Origin of the sequence: Paraoerskovia marina, assembly GCF_900105445.1 — a bacterium.
Lineage (GTDB): Bacteria > Actinomycetota > Actinomycetes > Actinomycetales > Cellulomonadaceae > Paraoerskovia > Paraoerskovia marina.
Window position 1 is genome coordinate 2721293 of the sequence record NZ_LT629776.1, and the last position, 18430, is coordinate 2739722.

General features: G+C 71.3%; 17 protein-coding genes. 2 read left to right on the forward strand and 15 right to left on the reverse strand.

What is annotated here, in order from left to right; translation table 11 throughout:
* Position 1: 1 nt before the first annotated feature.
* The 13 genes from nuoK to BLU20_RS12435 all read right to left on the reverse strand — a co-directional run bounded on the left by nuoK (position 2) and on the right by BLU20_RS12435 (position 13088).
* Positions 2-301, reverse strand: a complete 300-nt coding sequence (nuoK, locus tag BLU20_RS12375) for an NADH-quinone oxidoreductase subunit NuoK (protein ID WP_029252132.1) — start codon at positions 299-301, stop codon at positions 2-4.
* Positions 301-1104: an NADH-quinone oxidoreductase subunit J gene (locus BLU20_RS12380; protein ID WP_083372693.1), complete on the reverse strand. Its 804-nt coding sequence runs from the start codon at positions 1102-1104 to the stop codon at positions 301-303. Before BLU20_RS12380 ends, nuoK begins: the two co-directional genes overlap by 1 nt.
* Positions 1101-1724 (reverse strand): NADH-quinone oxidoreductase subunit NuoI, encoded by a 624-nt coding sequence (gene nuoI, locus BLU20_RS12385; RefSeq protein ID WP_157270471.1) that lies wholly within the window; start codon positions 1722-1724, stop codon positions 1101-1103. Before nuoI ends, BLU20_RS12380 begins: the two co-directional genes overlap by 4 nt.
* Positions 1717-3069, reverse strand: coding sequence for an NADH-quinone oxidoreductase subunit NuoH (nuoH, locus tag BLU20_RS12390; RefSeq protein ID WP_083372695.1), 1353 nt, complete (start codon positions 3067-3069; stop codon positions 1717-1719). Before nuoH ends, nuoI begins: the two co-directional genes overlap by 8 nt.
* The gene (locus tag BLU20_RS12395; RefSeq protein WP_083372696.1) at positions 3069-5645 is read right to left on the reverse strand and encodes an NADH-quinone oxidoreductase subunit G; all 2577 of its coding nucleotides are present in this window, start codon (positions 5643-5645) and stop codon (positions 3069-3071) included. Before BLU20_RS12395 ends, nuoH begins: the two co-directional genes overlap by 1 nt.
* The gene (gene nuoF, locus BLU20_RS12400; RefSeq protein ID WP_083372697.1) at positions 5642-6973 is read right to left on the reverse strand and encodes an NADH-quinone oxidoreductase subunit NuoF; all 1332 of its coding nucleotides are present in this window, start codon (positions 6971-6973) and stop codon (positions 5642-5644) included. Before nuoF ends, BLU20_RS12395 begins: the two co-directional genes overlap by 4 nt.
* Positions 6970-7758, reverse strand: a complete 789-nt coding sequence (gene nuoE / locus BLU20_RS12405) for an NADH-quinone oxidoreductase subunit NuoE (RefSeq protein WP_083372698.1) — start codon at positions 7756-7758, stop codon at positions 6970-6972. The genes nuoF and nuoE overlap by 4 nt, the downstream gene beginning before the upstream one ends.
* Positions 7755-9116, reverse strand: coding sequence for an NADH-quinone oxidoreductase subunit D (locus tag BLU20_RS12410; RefSeq protein ID WP_029252125.1), 1362 nt, complete (start codon positions 9114-9116; stop codon positions 7755-7757). The genes nuoE and BLU20_RS12410 overlap by 4 nt, the downstream gene beginning before the upstream one ends.
* On the reverse strand, positions 9113-9814 hold the full coding sequence (locus BLU20_RS12415) for an NADH-quinone oxidoreductase subunit C (protein WP_029252124.1): 702 nt from the start codon (positions 9812-9814) through the stop codon (positions 9113-9115). Before BLU20_RS12415 ends, BLU20_RS12410 begins: the two co-directional genes overlap by 4 nt.
* 101 nt (positions 9815-9915) lie before the next feature.
* Positions 9916-10467: an NADH-quinone oxidoreductase subunit B gene (locus tag BLU20_RS12420; protein ID WP_029252123.1), complete on the reverse strand. Its 552-nt coding sequence runs from the start codon at positions 10465-10467 to the stop codon at positions 9916-9918.
* A gap of 58 nt (positions 10468-10525) precedes the next feature.
* A complete protein-coding gene (locus BLU20_RS12425) occupies positions 10526-10888 on the reverse strand; it encodes an NADH-quinone oxidoreductase subunit A (RefSeq protein ID WP_029252122.1) in 363 nt (120 codons plus the stop codon).
* A 55-nt stretch (positions 10889-10943) separates the two neighbouring features.
* Positions 10944-12242 carry a geranylgeranyl reductase family protein gene (locus BLU20_RS12430; RefSeq protein ID WP_029252121.1) on the reverse strand — a complete coding sequence of 433 codons (1299 nt, stop codon included), beginning with the start codon at positions 12240-12242 and terminating at the stop codon, positions 10944-10946.
* A 150-nt stretch (positions 12243-12392) separates the two neighbouring features.
* Positions 12393-13088: a demethylmenaquinone methyltransferase gene (locus tag BLU20_RS12435; protein ID WP_083372699.1), complete on the reverse strand. Its 696-nt coding sequence runs from the start codon at positions 13086-13088 to the stop codon at positions 12393-12395.
* Between the two features lie 60 nt (positions 13089-13148).
* On the opposite strand from BLU20_RS12435, the gene BLU20_RS12440 reads away from it, so the two are divergent.
* The gene (locus BLU20_RS12440) at positions 13149-14534 is read left to right on the forward strand and encodes an isochorismate synthase (RefSeq protein WP_083372700.1); all 1386 of its coding nucleotides are present in this window, start codon (positions 13149-13151) and stop codon (positions 14532-14534) included.
* 61 nt (positions 14535-14595) lie between these two features.
* Complete coding sequence (locus tag BLU20_RS12445; RefSeq protein ID WP_172829073.1) at positions 14596-15039, forward strand: GNAT family N-acetyltransferase; 444 nt, start codon at positions 14596-14598, stop codon at positions 15037-15039.
* 76 nt (positions 15040-15115) lie between these two features.
* Here BLU20_RS12445 and BLU20_RS12450 read toward each other — a convergent pair whose 3' ends face one another.
* Together BLU20_RS12450 and menD are read right to left on the reverse strand one after the other, a co-directional pair.
* Complete coding sequence (locus BLU20_RS12450) at positions 15116-16561, reverse strand: S1C family serine protease (RefSeq protein WP_231959218.1); 1446 nt, start codon at positions 16559-16561, stop codon at positions 15116-15118.
* Between the two features lie 72 nt (positions 16562-16633).
* Complete coding sequence (gene menD, locus BLU20_RS12455; RefSeq protein ID WP_231959219.1) at positions 16634-18427, reverse strand: 2-succinyl-5-enolpyruvyl-6-hydroxy-3-cyclohexene-1-carboxylic-acid synthase; 1794 nt, start codon at positions 18425-18427, stop codon at positions 16634-16636.
* Positions 18428-18430 lie beyond the last annotated feature (3 nt).

The window sequence follows — 18430 nt, forward strand, 5'->3', positions numbered from 1 at the left end:
TTCAGCTCTTCAACAGGTCGACGTCGTCGACGGACACGGACCGGCGGGCACGGAAGATCGCGATGATGATGGCGAGGCCGACCACCACCTCGGCGGCGGCGACGACCATGACGAAGAACGCGATGACCTGTCCGCTGAGGTCGCCGTGCATGCGTCCGAACGTTACGAACGCCAGGTTCGTCGCGTTGAGCATGAGCTCGACCCCCATGAACACGATGATTGCGTTGCGCCGCAGGAGCACGGTCGCCGCACCGACGGAGAACAGGATGCAGGAGAGCACCACGTAGTGCGTGAGTTCCATCAGCGTTCCTCCCCGTCAGGTGCGGAGCCCTCGGGCTCCGCGACCGTCGACGTCCGCTCGACGAGGCCGTGCTCCCCGAGCAGGACGTCGGTGGCCTCCCGCTGCTGCCCGCGGATCCGCAGCACCCGTGACACGGACTCGGCGATCGGCCGGCCCTGCGGGTCGAGCGCCGGTGTGTCCATCGCGTTGTTCTGCGCGTAGACGCCCGGCGCCGCCAGCGGCGTGAGCCGACCACCCTGCGGCAGCGCGGCGACCTTGGCGTCCGCGATCTCCTTCTGCCCGCGTGCCGGGGTCAGGCGCCGCTTGTGCGTGAGCACGAGGGCCGAGACCGCCGCGGTGATCAGGACGATGCCGACGACCTCCATCGCGAGCACGTAGTCGGACATCAGGACCCGGGCGAGACCGACAGGGTTCGTGACCGAGTTCGCCTCGGCGAGGCCGACGGCCGGCGGGAAGACTGTCTGGACGACGACGCCGGACAGGATGACGCCGAGGCCGAGCGCGAGGATCACGCCGATCCAACGCTGTCCACGGATCGTCTCGACGAGCGAGCTCGAGGCGTCGACACCGACGAGCATCAGCACGAAGAGGAAGAGCATCATGACGGCGCCGGTGTAGACCACGATCTGGACGACGCCGAGGAACGGTGCCTCGAGGGCGATGTACAGGACGGCGAAGCCGATCATCACGAAGACCATGCAGATGGCCACGTGCACGGCCTTGCGAGCCACCAGCAGGCCGAACGAGACGAGCACCATCAGCGGTGCCAGGACCCAGAACAGCACGTCCTCACCGGGGCTCATGATGCGTCCTCCTTCGGCTCCGTGTGCTCGGCGACCCAGTCCTTCTGCATCTGTGTCGGCCCGGTGATCTCACCGCGGTAGTACTGGTCGTCCTCCGTGCCCTCCACCATCGGGTGGGGTGCGGGGAGCATCCCCTCGCGCAGCGGGGCGAGGAGGTCCTCCTTCTCCCAGATCATCCCTTCGCGGGTGTGACCGGCGAGCTCGTACTCGTTCGTCATCGTCAGTGCCCGGGTGGGGCACGCCTCGATGCACAGTGCGCAGAAGATGCAGCGCAGATAGTTGATCTGGTAGACGCGGCCGTACCGCTCACCGGGCGACATGTGCCCGCCGTCGGGGAGGTCGGCGTTCGACGCCCCCTCGACGTAGATCGCGTCTGCCGGGCAGGCCCAGGCGCACAGCTCGCACCCGATGCACTTCTCGAGGCCGTCGGCGTACCGGTTGAGCTGGTGGCGGCCGTGGTAGCGGCGCTGCGTGGGCACCTTCTCCTTGGGGTACTGCTCGGTGACGATCGGCTTGAACATCGACGAGAACGTCACGCCGAAACCCGCGACGGGCGCGAACAGCTCCTTGATCCCCTTCGGTTGGGGACGCAGTGGTTGGTACGACCGGTCGTCAGCCACGGTTCTCCTCCTCGGTGTCGACGGCGTGTGCCGCACCGCTCTCGGCGGCGACGACTCGGCGACGACGCGCCGAGGGCGGAAGCTTCTGGCCCGGCAGGGGCGGCACGGGGAACCCGTCCGCGAACGCGTCGAACTCCTCGGGCTCGTCGTCCCCGGTCTCCGGCTCGGGCCTCTTCGAGGCGTCCGGCCAGAACCAGATCACCGCGACCAGGACGATCGCCACGACGCCCGAGACCACGAGGAACGTCTGGGTGTCGACGTCGGCGAACTGGCGCAGCCCCTGGGCGACGGCCACGAGGACGAGCCATCCGAGGGCGACGGGGATGAGGATCTTCCACCCCAGCTTCATGAACTGGTCATAGCGCATGCGGAGCAGGGTCCCGCGCACCCAGACGAACATGAAGAGGAGCGCCCACATCTTGACGAGGAACCAGAGGATCGGCCACCAGCCCTCGTTGAACATCCCGTCGTTGATCGCGGACAGCGGCCACGGGGCGCGCCAGCCACCGAGGAACAACGTCGTCGCGACCGCGGAGACGTTGATCATGTTGATGTACTCGGCGAGGAAGAACCACGCGAACTTCATGGACGAGTACTCGGTCATGAAGCCCGAGACCAGCTCGCCCTCGGCCTCAGGAAGGTCGAACGGCAGCCGGTTGGTCTCGCCGATCATGGAGATGACGTAGACGACGAACGCGGGCAGCAGCGGGAGGAACCACCACAGGCTCTGCTGCGAGTCGACGATCTGCGACGTGGACATCGAGCCCGCCATGATGAACACCGTCACCAGGGAGAGCCCCATCGCGAGCTCGTAGCTGATCACCTGCGCCGTCGACCGCACGGAGCCGAGCAGCGGGTACGTCGACCCGGAGGACCAGCCGCCGAGCACGATCCCGTACACGCCGAGCGAGGCGCACGCGAGGATGTAGAGCACGGCGACGGGGAAGTCGGTGAGCTGCGCCGGCGTCGAGTAGTCCGTGAAGGGGATCGTCACCTCGGGACCGAACGGGATGACGGCGAACGTCAGGAGCGCGCAGAAGACGGCGATCATCGGCGCGAGCAGGTAGACGAACTTGTCCGCCGCCTTGACGGTGATGTCCTCCTTGAGCAGGAGCTTCATCGCGTCCGCCAGCGACTGCAGCAGGCCGAGCGGCCCGTGCACGTTGGGGCCGGGACGCAGCTGCATCCGGGCGACGACCCGGCGCTCGAACCAGATCGCGATCAGGACGGAGGTCAGCAGGAACACGATGATCAGGACGGCCTTGACGAGGTACGTCCACCCGTTGTCCTGCGAGAAGTCCGCGGCGATCCCGGGCACGCCCGGCGTCTCGGTGAAGATGCTCATCAGGCTTCTCCCTCCCCCGCGGCCGCGGCGACGCGGACCACTGCGCCCGGGGCCACCCCGAGCGTCTCGTGCACCTGACTGCCGGGCGACCGGAGCGGCACCCAGACGACGTGGTCGACCATTGCGGTCACCGCCACGGGGAGGGTGAGCGACCCGCGGTCCGTGGAGACCGTGACCTGCTCGCCGTCGGCGACGCCGACCGCGACCGCCGTCACCGGGGAGATTCGCGCGACCGGCCGCTTCGCCGTGCCGGCGAGGAACCGTTCACCGTCCTGGAGCCGGGCGACGTCGAGCTGGAGCCGCCAGGACGCCAGGACCGCAGTTCCGGGCTCGACCGGCTCGGGCTCCGAGGGAGCCACCGTCGGCGCGGCGACGCGCTGACCCGCCCAGGGCGTGAGTCGACCGAGCTCCTCGCGGACGTCGAGAAGGCTCGCCGTCCCCAGCTCGACGTCGAGCTCGTCGGCGAGGGCGTCGAGAACACGGTGGTCGGGCATGGCGTCGGACGGGAGCGAGGCCCCGAAGGTCCGCACCCGGCCCTCCCAGTTCCAGTACGACCCGTCCTTCTCCGCCGGCGGCGCCACCGGGAGCACGACGTCGGCACGTTCCGTGACCTCGGACGAGCGGACGTCGAGCGCGACGACGAAGCCCGCCTGCTCCAACGCCCGGCGGGCGTGGGCGGGGTCCGGGAGGTCCTCCGGCTCGAAGCCGCCGGCGAGAACCCCGCCGAGCTGCCCGACCCAGAGCGCGTCCAGGATCTCGCTGGTCGAGCGGCCCGCGTCCGCCGGGAGCTCGTCGCCGCCCCAGAGGGCCGCGACCTCCGCGCGCGCCGCAGGGTCGACGACCGGGCGCCCTCCGGGCAGGAGGTTCGGCAGGGTGCCCGTCTCGACACCGGCACGCTCGCCGATGCGTCGCGGGATCCAGGCCAGCCGTGCCCCGGTCCGCTCGACGAGCCGGAGCACGGCGCTGTACGCACCGGGGACGGCGGCGAGCCGCTCCCCGACGAGCACGACCGAACCGGCTCCGCGCAGTGCCTCGGACACGTCCGCGAGCTCCGCAGGGTCGGTGCCGCCGGCCGCGATCTGGTCGAGCCACTCGGGCTCGGTCCCCGGAGCGGCCGCGAGCAGCGTGCCGTTCATCCGGTCGAGCCCGCTGCTCGCGTGCGAGGCGATCGAGAAGACCCGGACGTCGTTCTTGGTCGCGCCCTTGCGCAGTCGCAGGAACGTGACGCCGCCCTCCTCCTCGGCCTCGAGGCCGACGAGGAGCACGCTCGGCGCGGCCTCGAGATCGCTGAAGGTGACGTCGATCCCTCGGCCTGCGACGGCGTGGGCCAGGAAGTCGGACTCCTCCGCGCTGTGGGAGCGGGCCCGGTGGTCGACGTCGTTCGTCCTGAGCGCGACGCGCGCGAACTTGGCGTAGGCGAACGAGTCCTCGATCGTCAACCGACCGCCGGGGAGCACACCCACCCCGCCGGCCTCGCGGGCACGGGCAAGGCCCTCCGCCGCCGCCTCGAGCGCCTCGCTCCAGCTTGCGGGCCGCAGCTCACCCCGGCTTCCGTCCTCGCCCCGGTCCCGCACGAGCGGGGTCGTGAGCCGGTCCGGCGCCGTCTGCCAGGTGAAAGCGAAGCGGTCCTTGTCGGTGATCCACTCCTCGTTCACCACGGGGTCGTCGCTGGCGAGCCGTCGCATGACAGTGTCGCGGCGGTGGTCCACGCGGATCGCGGAGCCGCAGGAGTCGTGCTCCGCGACCGCCGGCGTCGAGACGAGGTCGAACGGCCTCGACCGGAACCGGTACGCCGCGCTGGTCAGGGCGCCGACCGGGCAGATCTGCACGGTGTTCCCCGAGTAGTACGACGCGAACGGTGCACCGGAGACGTCCGTGTGCGCTGCACCGACCGGCTGGTCCCCGCTGCTCGCCCCCGGGCGCTCGAAGTCCAGGACGTCCTCGTCGAACCGGCCGATCTGCTGCCGTGCCCCGCGCTTCTGCAGGTCGATGAACGGGTTGCCCGCGATCTCGTCGGAGAACCGCGTACAGCGCTGGCAGAGCACGCAGCGCTCGCGGTCGAGCAGGATCTGCGTCGAGACGGCGATGGGCTTGGGGAAGGTCCGCTTGACGTCGAGGTAGCGGCTCGTGGCGGCGCCGTTGGCCATCGACTGGTTCTGCAGGGGGCACTCACCGCCCTTGTCGCACACCGGGCAGTCGAGGGGGTGGTTGATCAGCAGCAGCTCGAGCATGCCGCGCTGGGCCTTCTCCGCCACCGGCGACGTGCGTTGCGTGCTGACCTGCATGCCGTCGGTGGCGACGAGGGTGCACGAGGGCTGCGGCTTCGGCATCGGCCGTACGGCCCCGGAGCGGTCGGGGGCCGAGACCTCGACGAGGCACTGGCGGCACGCGCCGACGGGCTCGAGGAGCGGGTGGTCGCAGAACCGCGGGATCGCGATCCCGATCTCCTCGGCCGCCCGGATGACGAGGGTGCCCTTCGGCACCGACGTCTCGATGCCGTCGATCTGGAACGTCACCTGGGGGACGACGGCGACCTCCTCGCCGCCGCCGGTGCCCTTGTTCGTCGTGTCGGTCATCCCTCTACCTCCGAGCCGGCCACTGCCGGTCGCTTGCGCTCGAACAGCTCGGCCGCCGCCCGGTCGAACGGGCAGCCGCCACCGGTGATGTGGGCCTCGTACTCCTCGCGGAAGAGCTGGACGCTGCTGGTGATGGGCGACGTCGCACCGTCGCCGAGCGCGCAGAACGCCCGGCCGAGGATGTTCTCGCAGACGTCGAGGAGCACGTCGAGGTCCTCGGGGACCCCGGTGCCGTTCTCGATGCGGGCGAGCACCTGCTCGAGCCAGAAGGTGCCCTCGCGGCAGGGCGTGCACTTGCCGCAGGACTCGTGCGCGTAGAACTCCGTCCACCGGGCGACCGCGCGGACGACGCAGACCGAGTCGTCGAAGATCTGCAGCGCGCGGGTGCCGAGCATGGACCCGGCGGCGCCCACGGACTCGTAGTCGAGCGGGACGTCGAGGTGCTCGGCGGTGAACAACGGCGTCGAGGACCCGCCCGGTGTCCAGAACTTCAGCTCGTGCCCGGGGCGGACGCCCCCGGCCATGTCGAGCAGCTCGCGCAGCGTGATGCCGAGCGGGGCCTCGTACTGGCCCGGCCGCACCACGTGCCCGGAGAGGGAGAACAGCCCGAACCCGGCGGACTTCTCGGTGCCCATCGAGGTGAACCAGTCGGCCCCGCGCTCGACGATGGCCGGGACGCTCGCGATCGACTCGACGTTGTTGACCACGGTCGGGCGCGCGTAGAGGCCCGCGACCGCGGGGAAGGGCGGCTTGAGGCGCGGCTGTCCGCGACGCCCCTCGAGGGAGTCGAGCAGCGCCGTCTCCTCGCCGCAGATGTACGCCCCGGCGCCGGCGTGGACCGTGACGTCGAGGTCCACACCCTCGCCGAGGGCGTTCTTTCCGAGCAGTCCGGCGTCGTAGGCCTCCTGCACGGCGTTCAGCAGACGGCGGTAGACGTGGACGACCTCACCGCGGACGTAGATGAAGGCGTGGGTGCACCCGATCGCGTAGGACGTGATGGCCACCCCCTCGATCAGCGAGTGGGGCGCCGCCATCATGAGCGGGATGTCCTTGCAGGTGCCCGGCTCGGACTCGTCGGCGTTGACGACCAGGTAGCGGGGTCCACCGTCGTCCGGCGGCAGGAACCCCCACTTCATGCCGGTGGGGAACCCGGCCCCGCCGCGACCTCGGAGACCGGAGTCCTTGACGGTCTGGATGATCTCGGCGGGCTCCAGGTCGAGCGCCTTGGCCAGCGCGCCGTACCCCCCGTGAGCCCGATAGGTCTCCAGGGTCCAGCTCTGGTCCGCGTCCCACGTGTCGCTCAGGACCGGGGTCAGTGGTGAGGTCACTTGTCGGACTCCTTGCTCTCCGCGCTGGACTGGGCCCCGCCGGTCTGCGGGGGCACGTCGCCCTCACCGGGCGCCGCGTCGACGTCGGACGGCGCAGCCTCCTCGGGCGCCCGCCAGTCGTTCTCCCGGGCGAGCCTCAGGCCGGCCAGGGTGGCGCCCGACGCGCCGACGCCCTCGTCGGCACGGCCGTCCGGGAAGCCGGCGAGGACGCGGCTGACCTCCTGGAACGTGGCCACGGTCGACGCGCCGCGGGTGGGCGTGACGTCCTCGCCGAGACGCAGCGAGTCCGCGAGCCGCTTGGCCGTCTCCGGGTTCTGGTTGTCGAAGAACTCCCAGTTGACCATGACGACCGGCGCGAAGTCGCAGGCCGCGTTGCACTCGACGCGCTCGAGGGTGATCGCGCCGTCCTCGGTCGTCTGGTCGTGCCCGACGTCGAGGTGCTCGCTCAGCTCGTCGAAGATCGTGTCGCCGCCCATCACCGCGCACAGGGTGTTGGTGCAGACCCCGACGGTGTACCGGCCGTTCGGGTGGCGCTTGTACTGGGTGTAGAACGTCGCCACCGCGGAGACCTGGGCCGGGGTCAGCCCGAGCCGCTCGGCGCAGAAGGCGATCCCGTCACGGGACACGTAGCTCTCCTCGGCCTGCACCAGGTGGAGCATCGGCAGGAGCGCGGACCGCGGCTCGGGGTAGCGCGCGACGATCTGTGCCGCGTCGTCGGCGAGCCGGCGGTAGGTCTCGTCGTCGTAGGAGCACGCAGGCCCCCGCGAGTACGCCTCTGTGGTCATCGGTCCACTCCTCCCAGCACCGGGTCGAGCGACGCGACGGCGACGACGACGTCGGCCACCTGCCCGCCCTCGCACATCGCGGCGACCGCCTGCAGGTTGTTGAACGACGGGTCACGGAAGTGTGCCCGGTAGGGCCGCGTCCCGCCGTCGGAGACGAGGTGCACACCGAGCTCGCCGCGCGGGTGCTCGACCGTCTGCCAGGACTGCCCGACCGGGACGCGGAACCCCTCGGTGACGAGCTTGAAGTGGTGGATCAGGGCCTCCATCGAGGTGCCCATGATCTCCTTGATGTGGTCCAGCGAGTTGCCCTGCCCGTCGCTGCCGATGGCGAGCTGGGCCGGCCAGGCGATCTTGCGGTCGGCCACCATCACGGGCTGGCCCACCGTCGACTCGAGGCGGGTGAGGCACTGCTCGACGATCCGCAGCGACTGGTAGCACTCCTCGATGCGCAGGACGACACGCGAGTAGCAGTCCGCGTCCGTCGACGTCGGCACGTCGAAGTCGTACGTCTCGTAGCCGCAGTACGGGTCAGACTTGCGGACGTCGTACGGGTGGCCCGCGGACCGCAGGACGGGCCCGGTGATCCCGAGCGCCATGCACCCGGCGAGGTTCAGGTTCCCGACCCCGACGAGGCGGGCCTTGAAGATCGGGTTGGCGAGCATCAGGTCGCCGAGCTGCGCGAGATAGCCACGTACCTTCGGCAGGATGCCGCGGATCTGGTCCTCGATCCCCTCGGGGACGTCCTGTGCCACCCCGCCCGGACGGATGTACGCGTGGTTCATCCGCAGCCCCGTGACGGCCTCCAGCACGCGGAGGATCTCCTCACGGGCGGTGAAGCTGAGCGTCATGATGGTCGTCGCGCCCATCTCGTTGCCGCCCGTACCCAGGCAGATCAGGTGCGAGGACACCCGGTTGAGCTCCATCATCAGCACGCGGATGACGGACGCCCGCTCGGGGATGTCGTCCGTGATCCCGAGGATCTTCTCGGTGCCGAGGCAGAACGCCGCCTCCTGGAAGAGCGGCGCGAGGTAGTCCATGCGGGTGCAGAACGTGACCCCCTGGGTCCACGTCCGGAACTCCATGTTCTTCTCGATGCCCGTGTGGAGGTACCCGACGCCGCAGCGCGCCTCCTTCACGGTCTCCCCGTCGATCTCGAGCATCAGTCGGAGCACACCGTGCGTCGAGGGGTGCTGCGGACCCATGTTCACGACGATGCGTTCCTCGCCGATCTCGCTCGCCTCGGCGGCGATCTCGTCCCAGTCGCCGCCCGAGGCCTCGAACGTCGGGATGGAGCCGTCGAAGTCGTCGTAGGGCGCCTTCGTCGCGTGCGGTGCTCCTGCACCTGTCGTGCTGCTCACGAGTACGACCTCCTCTGGTCTGCCGGGGGCACCGTCGCGCCCTTGTACTCGACCGGGATCCCGCCGAGCGGGTAGTCCTTGCGCTGGGGGTGCCCGGGCCAGTCGTCGGGCATCTCGATCCGTGCCAGCGCGGGGTGCCCGTCGAAGACGATTCCGAAGAAGTCCCAGGTCTCGCGCTCGTGCCAGTCGTTGGTGGGGTACACCGACGTCGTCGACGGGATGTGCGGGTCGACGTCGGGGACGGAGACCTCGAGGCGCAGGCGACGACCGTGGGTGATCGACGTCAGGTGGTAGACCGCGTGGAGCTCGCGGTTCGTGTCGTGCGGGAAGTGCACGCCGCTGACACCGAGACTGAGCTCGAACCTCAGGTCCTGGTCGTCCCGCAGTGCCTGGCAGACCTGGACGAGGTACTCGCGGCGCACGTGCAGGGTGAGCTCGGCGTGGTCCCCCGGGGGGTCCACGACGACGAACTCGAGCGCGGTGGAGAGCGGGAGCCCCTGCTCCTCGAGCACCTCGGCGAGGAGGTCGACGGCCTCGTCGAACCACGACCCGTAGGGCCGGGTCGCGGCGCCGGGCATCGCGACCGGACGGCGCAGCCCGCCGTACCCCGAGGTGTCCCCCGCACCGTGGGCGCCGAACATCCCCTCACGGACCTCGACGACCTCAAGCGTGCTCCGCCCCTCCGAGCCCGAGACCAGCTCGTTCTGCCGGGGACCCTGGGCCTCGTCGACGTGGGGCGCGGCCTGCGGGGGCGGCCCGACCGGCGCCTCGTCCCGGCCCGACGGCTTGTCGTTCTCGCTCACCGCAGCAGCCCCTTCATCTGGTGGGTCGGTGTCGCCTCAAGAGCTGCCGCCTCCGCAGCACGGGCCGCCTCGACGCGGTTGGCGCCGAGCGGCGTCGCCTGGATCTGCTGGTGCAGGGCGAGGATCGCGTTGATGAGCATCTCGGGCCGCGGCGGGCAGCCGGGAAGGTAGACGTCGACGGGGACGATGTGGTCGACGCCCTGCACGATCGCGTAGTTGTTGAACATGCCGCCCGACGAGGCGCAGACCCCCATCGACAGTACCCACTTCGGCTCGGCCATCTGGTCGTAGACCTGCCGCACGACGGGTGCCATCTTCTGGCTGACACGACCGGCGACGATCATGAGGTCGGCCTGGCGGGGCGAGGCACGGAAGACCTCCATGCCGTACCGGGACAGGTCGAACCTCGACGCGCCCGCGGCCATCATCTCGATGGCGCAGCACGCGAGCCCGAACGTCACCGGCCAGACGGAAGCCTTGCGGAAGTACCCCGCGAGGTCCTCGACGGTCGTGAGCAAGAATCCGGATGGAGCTTCTTCGATCCCCATGGTGACTACCTCCTGGTCCGCGCGAACGGTGCTGTCGGTGCGTGCGAGTGCTGCTCGACTAGTCCCACTCGAAACCGCCGCGACGCCACTCGTAGACGAACGGCACGGTGATCAGGGCGATGAAGGTCAGCATGGCGACGAGACCGAACCCGGCGAGCGTGGCGAAGTCGACGGCCCACGGGTAGAGGAAGACGACCTCGATGTCGAAGACGATGAACGTCATCGCGACGAGGTAGTACTTGATGGGGAAGCGACCGCCGCCGACCGCGTGGGGCGTGGGCTCGATCCCGCACTCGTACGCGTCGAGCTTCGCCCGGTTGTAGCGCTTCGGGCCGAGGATCGCGCTCGCCCCGACACCGCCGAGCGCGAGGACCGCGCCGATCCCCATGAGGAACAGCAGGGGCACGTAGGGGTTGGTCATGAGATCACTCCTCGGGCGAGGGCTCGAAACGTCGACGCTGACAGGTTCGGGCTGGTCATGAGCTGGGAACCACCTTGGTCAACCCGGTGATGACTCGGTCCACCCAGTCGCCACCGTGCGGGTCGTAGCAATCGGACAACAGCTTCAGGACGAACCGCATCACGACAGGCCGTGGCAGTCCGTACCTGGTGCACGCCTGCATGATGCGCGGCTGCTCGATCAGTCTCACGAAGATCCGGCCGAGCGTGTAGTAACCACCCAGCTCGTCGCTCATCTGCCGCGGGTAGCGCTCGAGCACTCGCTCGCGTGCGGCGTCAGTCCCGCGCGTCCGCGCCTGGGCGATCGCGTCGGCGGCGACGCGACCGGCCTGCAGGGCGTAGGCGATGCCCTCGCCGTTGAACGGGCTGACCATGCCGCCCGAGTCCCCCACGAGAAAGACTCCGCGGGTGTAGAGGGGCTTGCGGTTGAACCCCATCGGGAGCGCCGCCCCGCGCACCGGACCGCGCTGGTTCTCCGGTGTGAACTCCCAGTCGCCCGGGGCGTTCGCCATCCACTTGCCGAAGAGGTCCTTGTAGTCGATGTTCGCCGCCGACTGCCGTGCCGGGGTCGAGCTCACCGAGCCGAGCCCCACGTTCGCCGTGCCGTCACCGAGGGAGAAGATCCAGCCGTAGCCGGGGAGCTGGTTCGAGCGGCCCGGTGCGCCGTCCCACAGCTCCAGGTGCGACTCCATCCACGGGTCGTCGTGCCGCGGAGTCTCGAAGTAGGTCCGGACGGCGACGCCCACCGGGCGGTCGACGCGCTTCTCGAGGCCGAGCCCGAGGGCGAACCGGGACGACACGCCGTCGGCGGCCACGACGATCGGTGCGCGGAACGTGATCTCGTCGCCGACCTTGCGCCCGCGCTCGTCCACGTCGCGCGCCGTGACACCGACGACGCGGTCGGTGCGCTCGTCGACGACGGGCCCGGTCACGGCCGTGCGCTCGCGCAGCTTCGCCCCGGAGGCCTGGGCGTGCTGGACCAGTCGGTGGTCGAGCGAGGTGCGCGCCCGCGCCATCCCGTAGGACGGGTAGGCGTCGATCTCGGGCCAGGCGAGCTCCCAGGAACGGGCTCCCGCGACCACCCGCAGGCCCTCGTTGCGGATCCACCCGTCGTCCTCGGAGGTGTCGACCCCCATCCGGGCCAGCTCGGCCACGGCACGAGGCGTCAGTCCGTCGCCGCAGATCTTGTCGCGGGGAAAGCTCGCCTTCTCCAGGACGAGGACGGTGAGGCCTGCAACAGCGCAGTAGTGCGCGACGGCTGAGCCCGCGGGGCCCGCGCCGACGACGATGACATCCGCATCATCGCTGTTGCTCATGCTCACCTGAATCCCTAGGTCGGACCGACTCGCTCAACCCTCTCCCACTGCGGCCACGAGCGCGCGCCGCAGAGGTTGTGAAGGCAGTCACAACGTTCGATCACACTCTATCCACATCTGTGACGCGATGTGAACTAAGGCACACCTTGCTCAGAAGGGGCGCACGCCGCGGTGCAGCGCGACGATCCCTCCCGTGAGATTGCGGTAGGCGACCTGCTCCCACCCCGCCCGCAGCATGAGCCGGCCGAGCTCCTCTTGAACCGGCCACTCGCGGATCGACTCGGCCAGGTACTCGTAGGACCCCGGATCCTTCGAGACGGCGCCCGCGACCTTCGGCAGCGCGCGCATCAGGTACTCGTTGTAGACGGTGCGGAACGGCGCCCACGTGGGCTCGGAGAACTCGCAGATCACCACGCGACCGCCGGGGCGGACGACGCGGAGCATCTCGGCGAGCGCGGCCGACGTGTCGACGACGTTGCGCAGGCCGAACGAGATCGTCACCGCGTCGAAGCTGGCGTCCGCGAACGGGAGGTGCGTGGCGTCACCGGCGACGAACGGGAGGTCGGGACGCCGGGCCTTCCCGGTGCGGAGCATCCCGATCGAGAAGTCGCACGGGACCACGCGCACGTCGTCGGCGTCGAACGGCTCGCTCGAGGTACCGGTCCCGGCCGCGAGGTCGAGAACACGCTCCCCCGGCATCGCACCGACCGCGTCGACGGTGAGCCGGCGCCAGCGCCGGTCCTGCCCCAGCGAGGCGAGGTCGTTGACGAGATCGTAGTGACGGGCGATCCCGTCGAACATCGAGGCGACCTCGGTGGGCTTCTTCTCCAGGCTTGCGCGCGACATGGTCACATCGTTCCACGACCGGGCCGCAAACCGCGGATGCCAGGCTTAGGCTGATCCTCGATGACTGCAGAGATCCCCGCGCCCACGACCGTGTCGGCGCCTTCCGCGCGTCCGCAGCCCACGCTCGTGGTCCGGACGATCGCGATCGACGACCTGCCCGACGGGCCCGCCGCGCTGATCGACCTTCTCCCCGACGCCCGGCCGTTGAGCTGGGTGCGCCGGGGCGAGGGGATCGTCGGCTGGGGCGAGGCGCTCCGGCTCGAGACCTACGGCCCCGGCCGGTTCGCCGACGCCGAGGCCGCCTGGCAGGAGGCCCTCGCCCGCGCCGTCGTCCGCGACGAGGTGCACGTGCCCGGCGCAGGACCGGTCGCCTTCGGCTCGTTCGCGTTCGACGACGTCGTCGGGGCCGACGGCGACGCCCGGCCGTGCGGCGTGCTGATCGTCCCGCGCGTGGTCGTGGGCCGTCGCGGCACGACGACGTGGCTCACCACGATCGACGCGACCGGCTCGCTCTCCCACTCGCCCGGTACCCATCTCCTCGACCCCGACGGCCGCACGCCCGTCTCGTCCCCCGGAGAGGTCGTCGAGCACCCGGGCGCGCTCGGGACCGAGGACTGGGCCGCCGTCGTGCAGGAGGCCACCCGTCGGATCCGCGACGGCGAGGTGGACAAGGTCGTCCTGGCACGGGACGTGGTCACGACCGCCGAGCGTCCGGTGGACGCCCGGTGGCTGCTCGCCAACCTCGCGCAGAACTATCCGTCGTGCTGGACGTTCAGCGTGGACGGGCTCGCGGGAGCGACCCCCGAGCTGCTCGTGCGCTCGGAGAAGGGGCTGGTCACGTCGCGGGTGCTGGCCGGGACGATCCGTCGCGCAGCACCTCTGCCCGACGACGGGCCGGACCCTGCCGTGTTCCTCGCCAGCTCGTCGAAGGACCTGGAGGAGCACGAGTACGCGGTGCGCTCGGTCGCCGACGCGCTCGAGCCCTTCTGCTCGTCCATGAACGTCCCGGACGCCCCCTTCGTGCTCCACCTGCCGAACGTCCTGCACCTCGCCTCCGACGTCACGGGCGTCCTCGGGCACACGGTGGCCGAGGAGAGCAGCGAGGGACGGACGCCGTCCTCCCTCGCCCTGGCCGCCGCCCTCCACCCGTCGGCCGCCGTCTGCGGGACCCCGACCACGGCTGCCCGCGAGATGATCCGCGAGATCGAGGGCATGGACCGTGGCCGGTACGCAGGGCCCGTCGGGTGGCTGGGAGCCGACGGCGACGGCGAGTGGGGAATCGCACTCCGGTGCGCCGAGATCTCCCACGCGGACCCGCGGACGGTCCGGCTCTTCGCCGGCTGCGGGATCGTCGCAGCCTCGGATTCCCGGGCAGAGCTCGTCGAGTCCGAGGCGAAGCTCGAGCCCGTCCGGAGCGCGCTCCGGGGAATCTGGAACCACCCCTAAGTAGCGCCCGTATACCGGCACACCACCCATGACCGGTATGTGCGTCTATACGTTGACGACCATGCCTGAGCAGTCCACGCCCGAGTTCGAGATCCGCCGCGCGACGATCGGCGACCGCGACGCCGTCTGGCCCCTGGTCCAGGAGCTTCCCGGTGAGGCGCCGACCCGGGACGAGTTCAACCAGTCGTTCGGGCGCCTGACCTCGGCGCTCGGTACCTACCTGGTCGTGGCCGAGCACCCGAGCGAGGGCATCGTCGGCCACCTCCTTGCCGGGCACCAGCGCACCCTCGGTGCCGGGGGCGACCTGGTCCGCATCGAGGAGGTCGCCGTCCTTCCGCACCTGCGCCGCCGAGGCGTCGCGACAGCCCTCGTGCGGGCCGGCGAGACCTGGGCCCGGTCCACGGGCGCGAGCCGCCTGGGCCTCGTCGCGCACGACGGCGGCGACCTCTACGGGGCCCTGGGGTACTCGGCGGACGCGACCTACTTCAGCCGGGTGCTCGACTGACCGACCTCCACGCACCACGACGGCGGGCCGCCCCCTCTCGGGGACGGCCCGCCGTCGTACGTCGCAGGGTCTGCGATCAGCCCCGCTGCTCCAGCAGGTCGCGCAGCCAGTCCGGGATCTCGTCCGGGATCTGCGAACCGTCGCCCTCCTCGTCAGGGTTGGGCGTGTTCGGCGACTCCTCGGCCTCCTCCTCCGCCGCACGCGTCTGGAACGTCACGTCGACGTCTTGCGTCTTCCCGTCGCGCACGAGCGTGATCGTCGAGACCTCGCCGGCCCGGCGCTCGCGCACGTAGCCGGTCAGTGACGCGGCACCGCTGACAGGGTCACCGTCGATCGCGACGATGACGTCGCCGGCCTGGATACCGCCCTCGTCCGCCGCGGAGCCTGGCGTCACCTCGCCGACCTCGGTCCCGAGGCGGGTCACGCCGTCGGCCGTCACGGTGGTGTCGGCCAGCGTCACGCCGAGGAACGCGTGCTCGGCCGAGCCCGACTCGATGAGCTGCTCGCCGACGTCGAGCGCGAGGTTGACCGGGATCGCGAAGCCGAGGCCGATCGAGCCGGACTGGCTCGTCCCGTCGGAGAGCGTCGCGATCGACGAGGTGATGCCGATGACGCGGCCCTCGGAGTCGAACAACGGCCCTCCCGAGTTTCCGGGGTTGACGGCCGCGTCGATCTGGATGGCGTTGGTGACGACCGTCGTCGAGCCGTCCTCGCCCGAGGCCTGCACCGGGCGGTCGATCGCCGAGACGATGCCAGTGGTCGCGGTGTTGGCCAGCCCGAGCGGGTTGCCGACAGCCATCACGGGCTCGCCGACCTCGATGCCGTCGGAGTCGCCGAAGGTTGCCGGGGTCAGGTCGTCCGGCGGGTCCTGGATCTGGACCACCGCGAGGTCCGTCGCGTCGTCCGTCCCGACGATCTCGGCGGGGTAGAGCGTGCCGTCGCTGAGCGTGACCTGAACCTGGTCGGCGCCCGAGACGACGTGGTTGTTGGTCAGGACGTGACCCTCGTCGTCCATGACGACACCGGATCCCTCAGCACCCGACTGCCCGGACGAGACCTGGATCGAGACGACGGACGGCGCGACCGCGGCCGAGACGGCCTCCCAGTCCGGGGTCTCCCCGTTGGCCTCCACTGGGCCGTCGACGTCGCTCCGGTCCTCGTTCTCGCCCACCGTCGCCAGCGATGAGGACGAGTCGTCGTCGAACGCGTCCAGCGCGGCGGCCGTCCCGAGACCGCCGACCACGAGGGCCGCGACCACGGCCGCGGTGATCGGGATCCACGTCTTCTTCTTCGCAGGCTGCTCCTGGACGGGCGTGTACGGCTGCTGCGCCCAGTGATCCTCCTGGTACGGAGGATAGGACGGCTGCTGCGTCTGCTGGGGGCCCGCGGGCGGGGTCGCCCCGTCGGCGTAGGTCGGGGTCGGCTCCGGCGCCGACGGCTCGGGCGGAACCGGCGGTACGGGCTGGGTCGTGTCGGGCTGCGGGTGCTCGTCCGGTCCCCCGGGTTGCTGCTGATCGCTCACATTGTCCTCCTCGGTGTATCCCCATTCCACCTGCTCATGCTGGGATGCGCCTCCGGGGAACCTGGGAGTTTGCTAGGAGCGGACGTAGGAGCAGGCCCGGACCACGGCCGCCGCGAGCGCCTGGCCGTGGGTCCGGCGGCCGTCGCGCCCGACCCGCACGTGGATCATCTGCATGCCGTGGACCGGGCGTGCCAGCGCCGACCCGAGCGCGTCGAGCGCGTCGGGGCCGGTGCCCGCACGTCCGTCGATCTCGACGACCGCGACCCCGTAGCCGGCGGCTATCGTCCCCAGGTCTGCCCCGTGCGGAGTGCCGAAGATCCGCTCGAACCGCGCTGCGGCGCGGTCGCCCTCCGTGGCGAGGCGCCCGTGCTCGAGGGTCGCGAAGATCGAGCCTCCGTCGTCGTCGACCACGACGATCCGGAGGTCGAGCGGCGGCTCTCCCGGCCCGCGCAGCAGCCCGCCCGCGTCGTGGAGGAAGGTCAGGTCTCCGGCCAGGAGCGTGGTGGGCCGACCCGCGGCGACGGCCACGCCGGTCGCCGTCGAGACGGTGCCGTCAATGCCGGCGAGGCCGCGGTTCGCGAGGACGAGCGGGGGCGTGGCGTCGAGAACCAGGTCGAGGTCGCGCACGGGGTTGGACGATCCGACGACGAGCAGTCCCCCGGCCCCGGTCGCGCGCGCCACGGCGCGGGCGACGTGCACGCCGGTCAGGGCCTCGTCGTCGTCGAGCACCCGGGCGACGGCGACGGCGGCAGCCGTCCCCGCGCGGCGCCACTGGTCCAGGTGGCCCGCGGGGCCGGGCTCAGCCTCCCACCATCGCGCGGGGACGGCGGGAAGCACGAGCGCGGCGCTGCGGGCGGCGTCGGGCCACGGCGCTCCGCCCGGGGCGAGGACGACGACGTCGACGTCCTTGCGGCCCAGCAGCGCCTGCACGGGACGGGACAGCGTCGGCCGGCCGGCGACGACGACGCGCCGGACCGTCGACACCAGGCCCTCGACCCCGAGCACGAGCCGGTGGGCGGCGATCCCGTTCGAGCCACCCGATGCCCCGGAGGAGGCCTCGGCGAGCACCGGCCACCCGCGTGCCTCCGCCAGGCGGCGGGCGTGCGGTCCGGCGCCGTCGCCGGCGACGAGGACGGTGGGCGGCTCGTCCGGTCCGGCGTCGAGCAGCGGGTGAGCGAGGACGTCGGGGGCGAGGACCGGTTCGACGCGCCCGACGACGGGCACGTCCGTCCCGCTGCCGCTCCCCTCGCCCGCGGCTCGCAGGCGCGACGGGGCGAGCGGGTCACGGAAGGCGAGGTTGAGGTGGACCGGCCCCGGGTAGGCCGTCCGCGCCCCGGTCGCGGCGACCACGGCGCGCGTGACGACGTCACGCAGGTCTCGGTCCTGCCCGTCCCTCCCCTCGGGCGCCGGTACGTCGACGGCGTGGCGCACGGCCGTGCCGAAGAGCCCGACCTGGTCGGTGGTCTGGTTCGCCCCGGTGCCCCGCAGCTCGTGCGGGCGGTCCGCCGTGAGGGCGACGACGGGGACCCCCGCGTGGTGCGCCTCGAGGATCGCGGGGTGCAGGTTCGCCGCAGCGGTGCCGGAGGTCGTCACGACCGCCACCGGCACCGGAGGCCCGTCGAGCCCTGCGCCGCGGCACAGCCCGAGCGCGAGAAAACCTGCCGTGCGCTCGTCGACCCGGACGTGCAGCCGCACCCGGCCCTCGGCCTCGGCGTCGGCGAGCGCGTAGGCCAGCGGGGCCGAGCGCGACCCCGGGCACACGACCGCGTCGCGCATCCCGTGGGCCAGCAGCAGGTCGACGACGGACCGGGCGGCGCGGACGGCCGGAGGATCGACGGGGTCCGTGGCCGGGGCGTTCTCGTTCACGGC

Excerpts from the sequence above, each read along its gene's own strand:
- BLU20_RS12435 (WP_083372699.1), bottom strand. The coding sequence starts at position 13,088 with ATGTCGCGCGCAAGCCTGGAGAAGAAGCCCACCGAGGTCGCCTCGATG.
- BLU20_RS12420 (WP_029252123.1), bottom strand. The coding sequence starts at position 10,467 with ATGGGGATCGAAGAAGCTCCATCCGGATTCTTGCTCACGACCGTCGAG.
- BLU20_RS12425 (WP_029252122.1), bottom strand. The coding sequence starts at position 10,888 with ATGACCAACCCCTACGTGCCCCTGCTGTTCCTCATGGGGATCGGCGCG.
- BLU20_RS12445 (WP_172829073.1), top strand. The coding sequence starts at position 14,596 with ATGCCTGAGCAGTCCACGCCCGAGTTCGAGATCCGCCGCGCGACGATC.
- BLU20_RS12395 (WP_083372696.1), bottom strand. The coding sequence starts at position 5,645 with ATGACCGACACGACGAACAAGGGCACCGGCGGCGGCGAGGAGGTCGCC.
- BLU20_RS12440 (WP_083372700.1), top strand. The coding sequence starts at position 13,149 with ATGACTGCAGAGATCCCCGCGCCCACGACCGTGTCGGCGCCTTCCGCG.
- nuoE (WP_083372698.1), bottom strand. The coding sequence starts at position 7,758 with ATGACCACAGAGGCGTACTCGCGGGGGCCTGCGTGCTCCTACGACGAC.
- BLU20_RS12380 (WP_083372693.1), bottom strand. The coding sequence starts at position 1,104 with ATGAGCCCCGGTGAGGACGTGCTGTTCTGGGTCCTGGCACCGCTGATG.
- nuoH (WP_083372695.1), bottom strand. The coding sequence starts at position 3,069 with ATGAGCATCTTCACCGAGACGCCGGGCGTGCCCGGGATCGCCGCGGAC.
- nuoK (WP_029252132.1), bottom strand. The coding sequence starts at position 301 with ATGGAACTCACGCACTACGTGGTGCTCTCCTGCATCCTGTTCTCCGTC.
- BLU20_RS12430 (WP_029252121.1), bottom strand. The coding sequence starts at position 12,242 with ATGAGCAACAGCGATGATGCGGATGTCATCGTCGTCGGCGCGGGCCCC.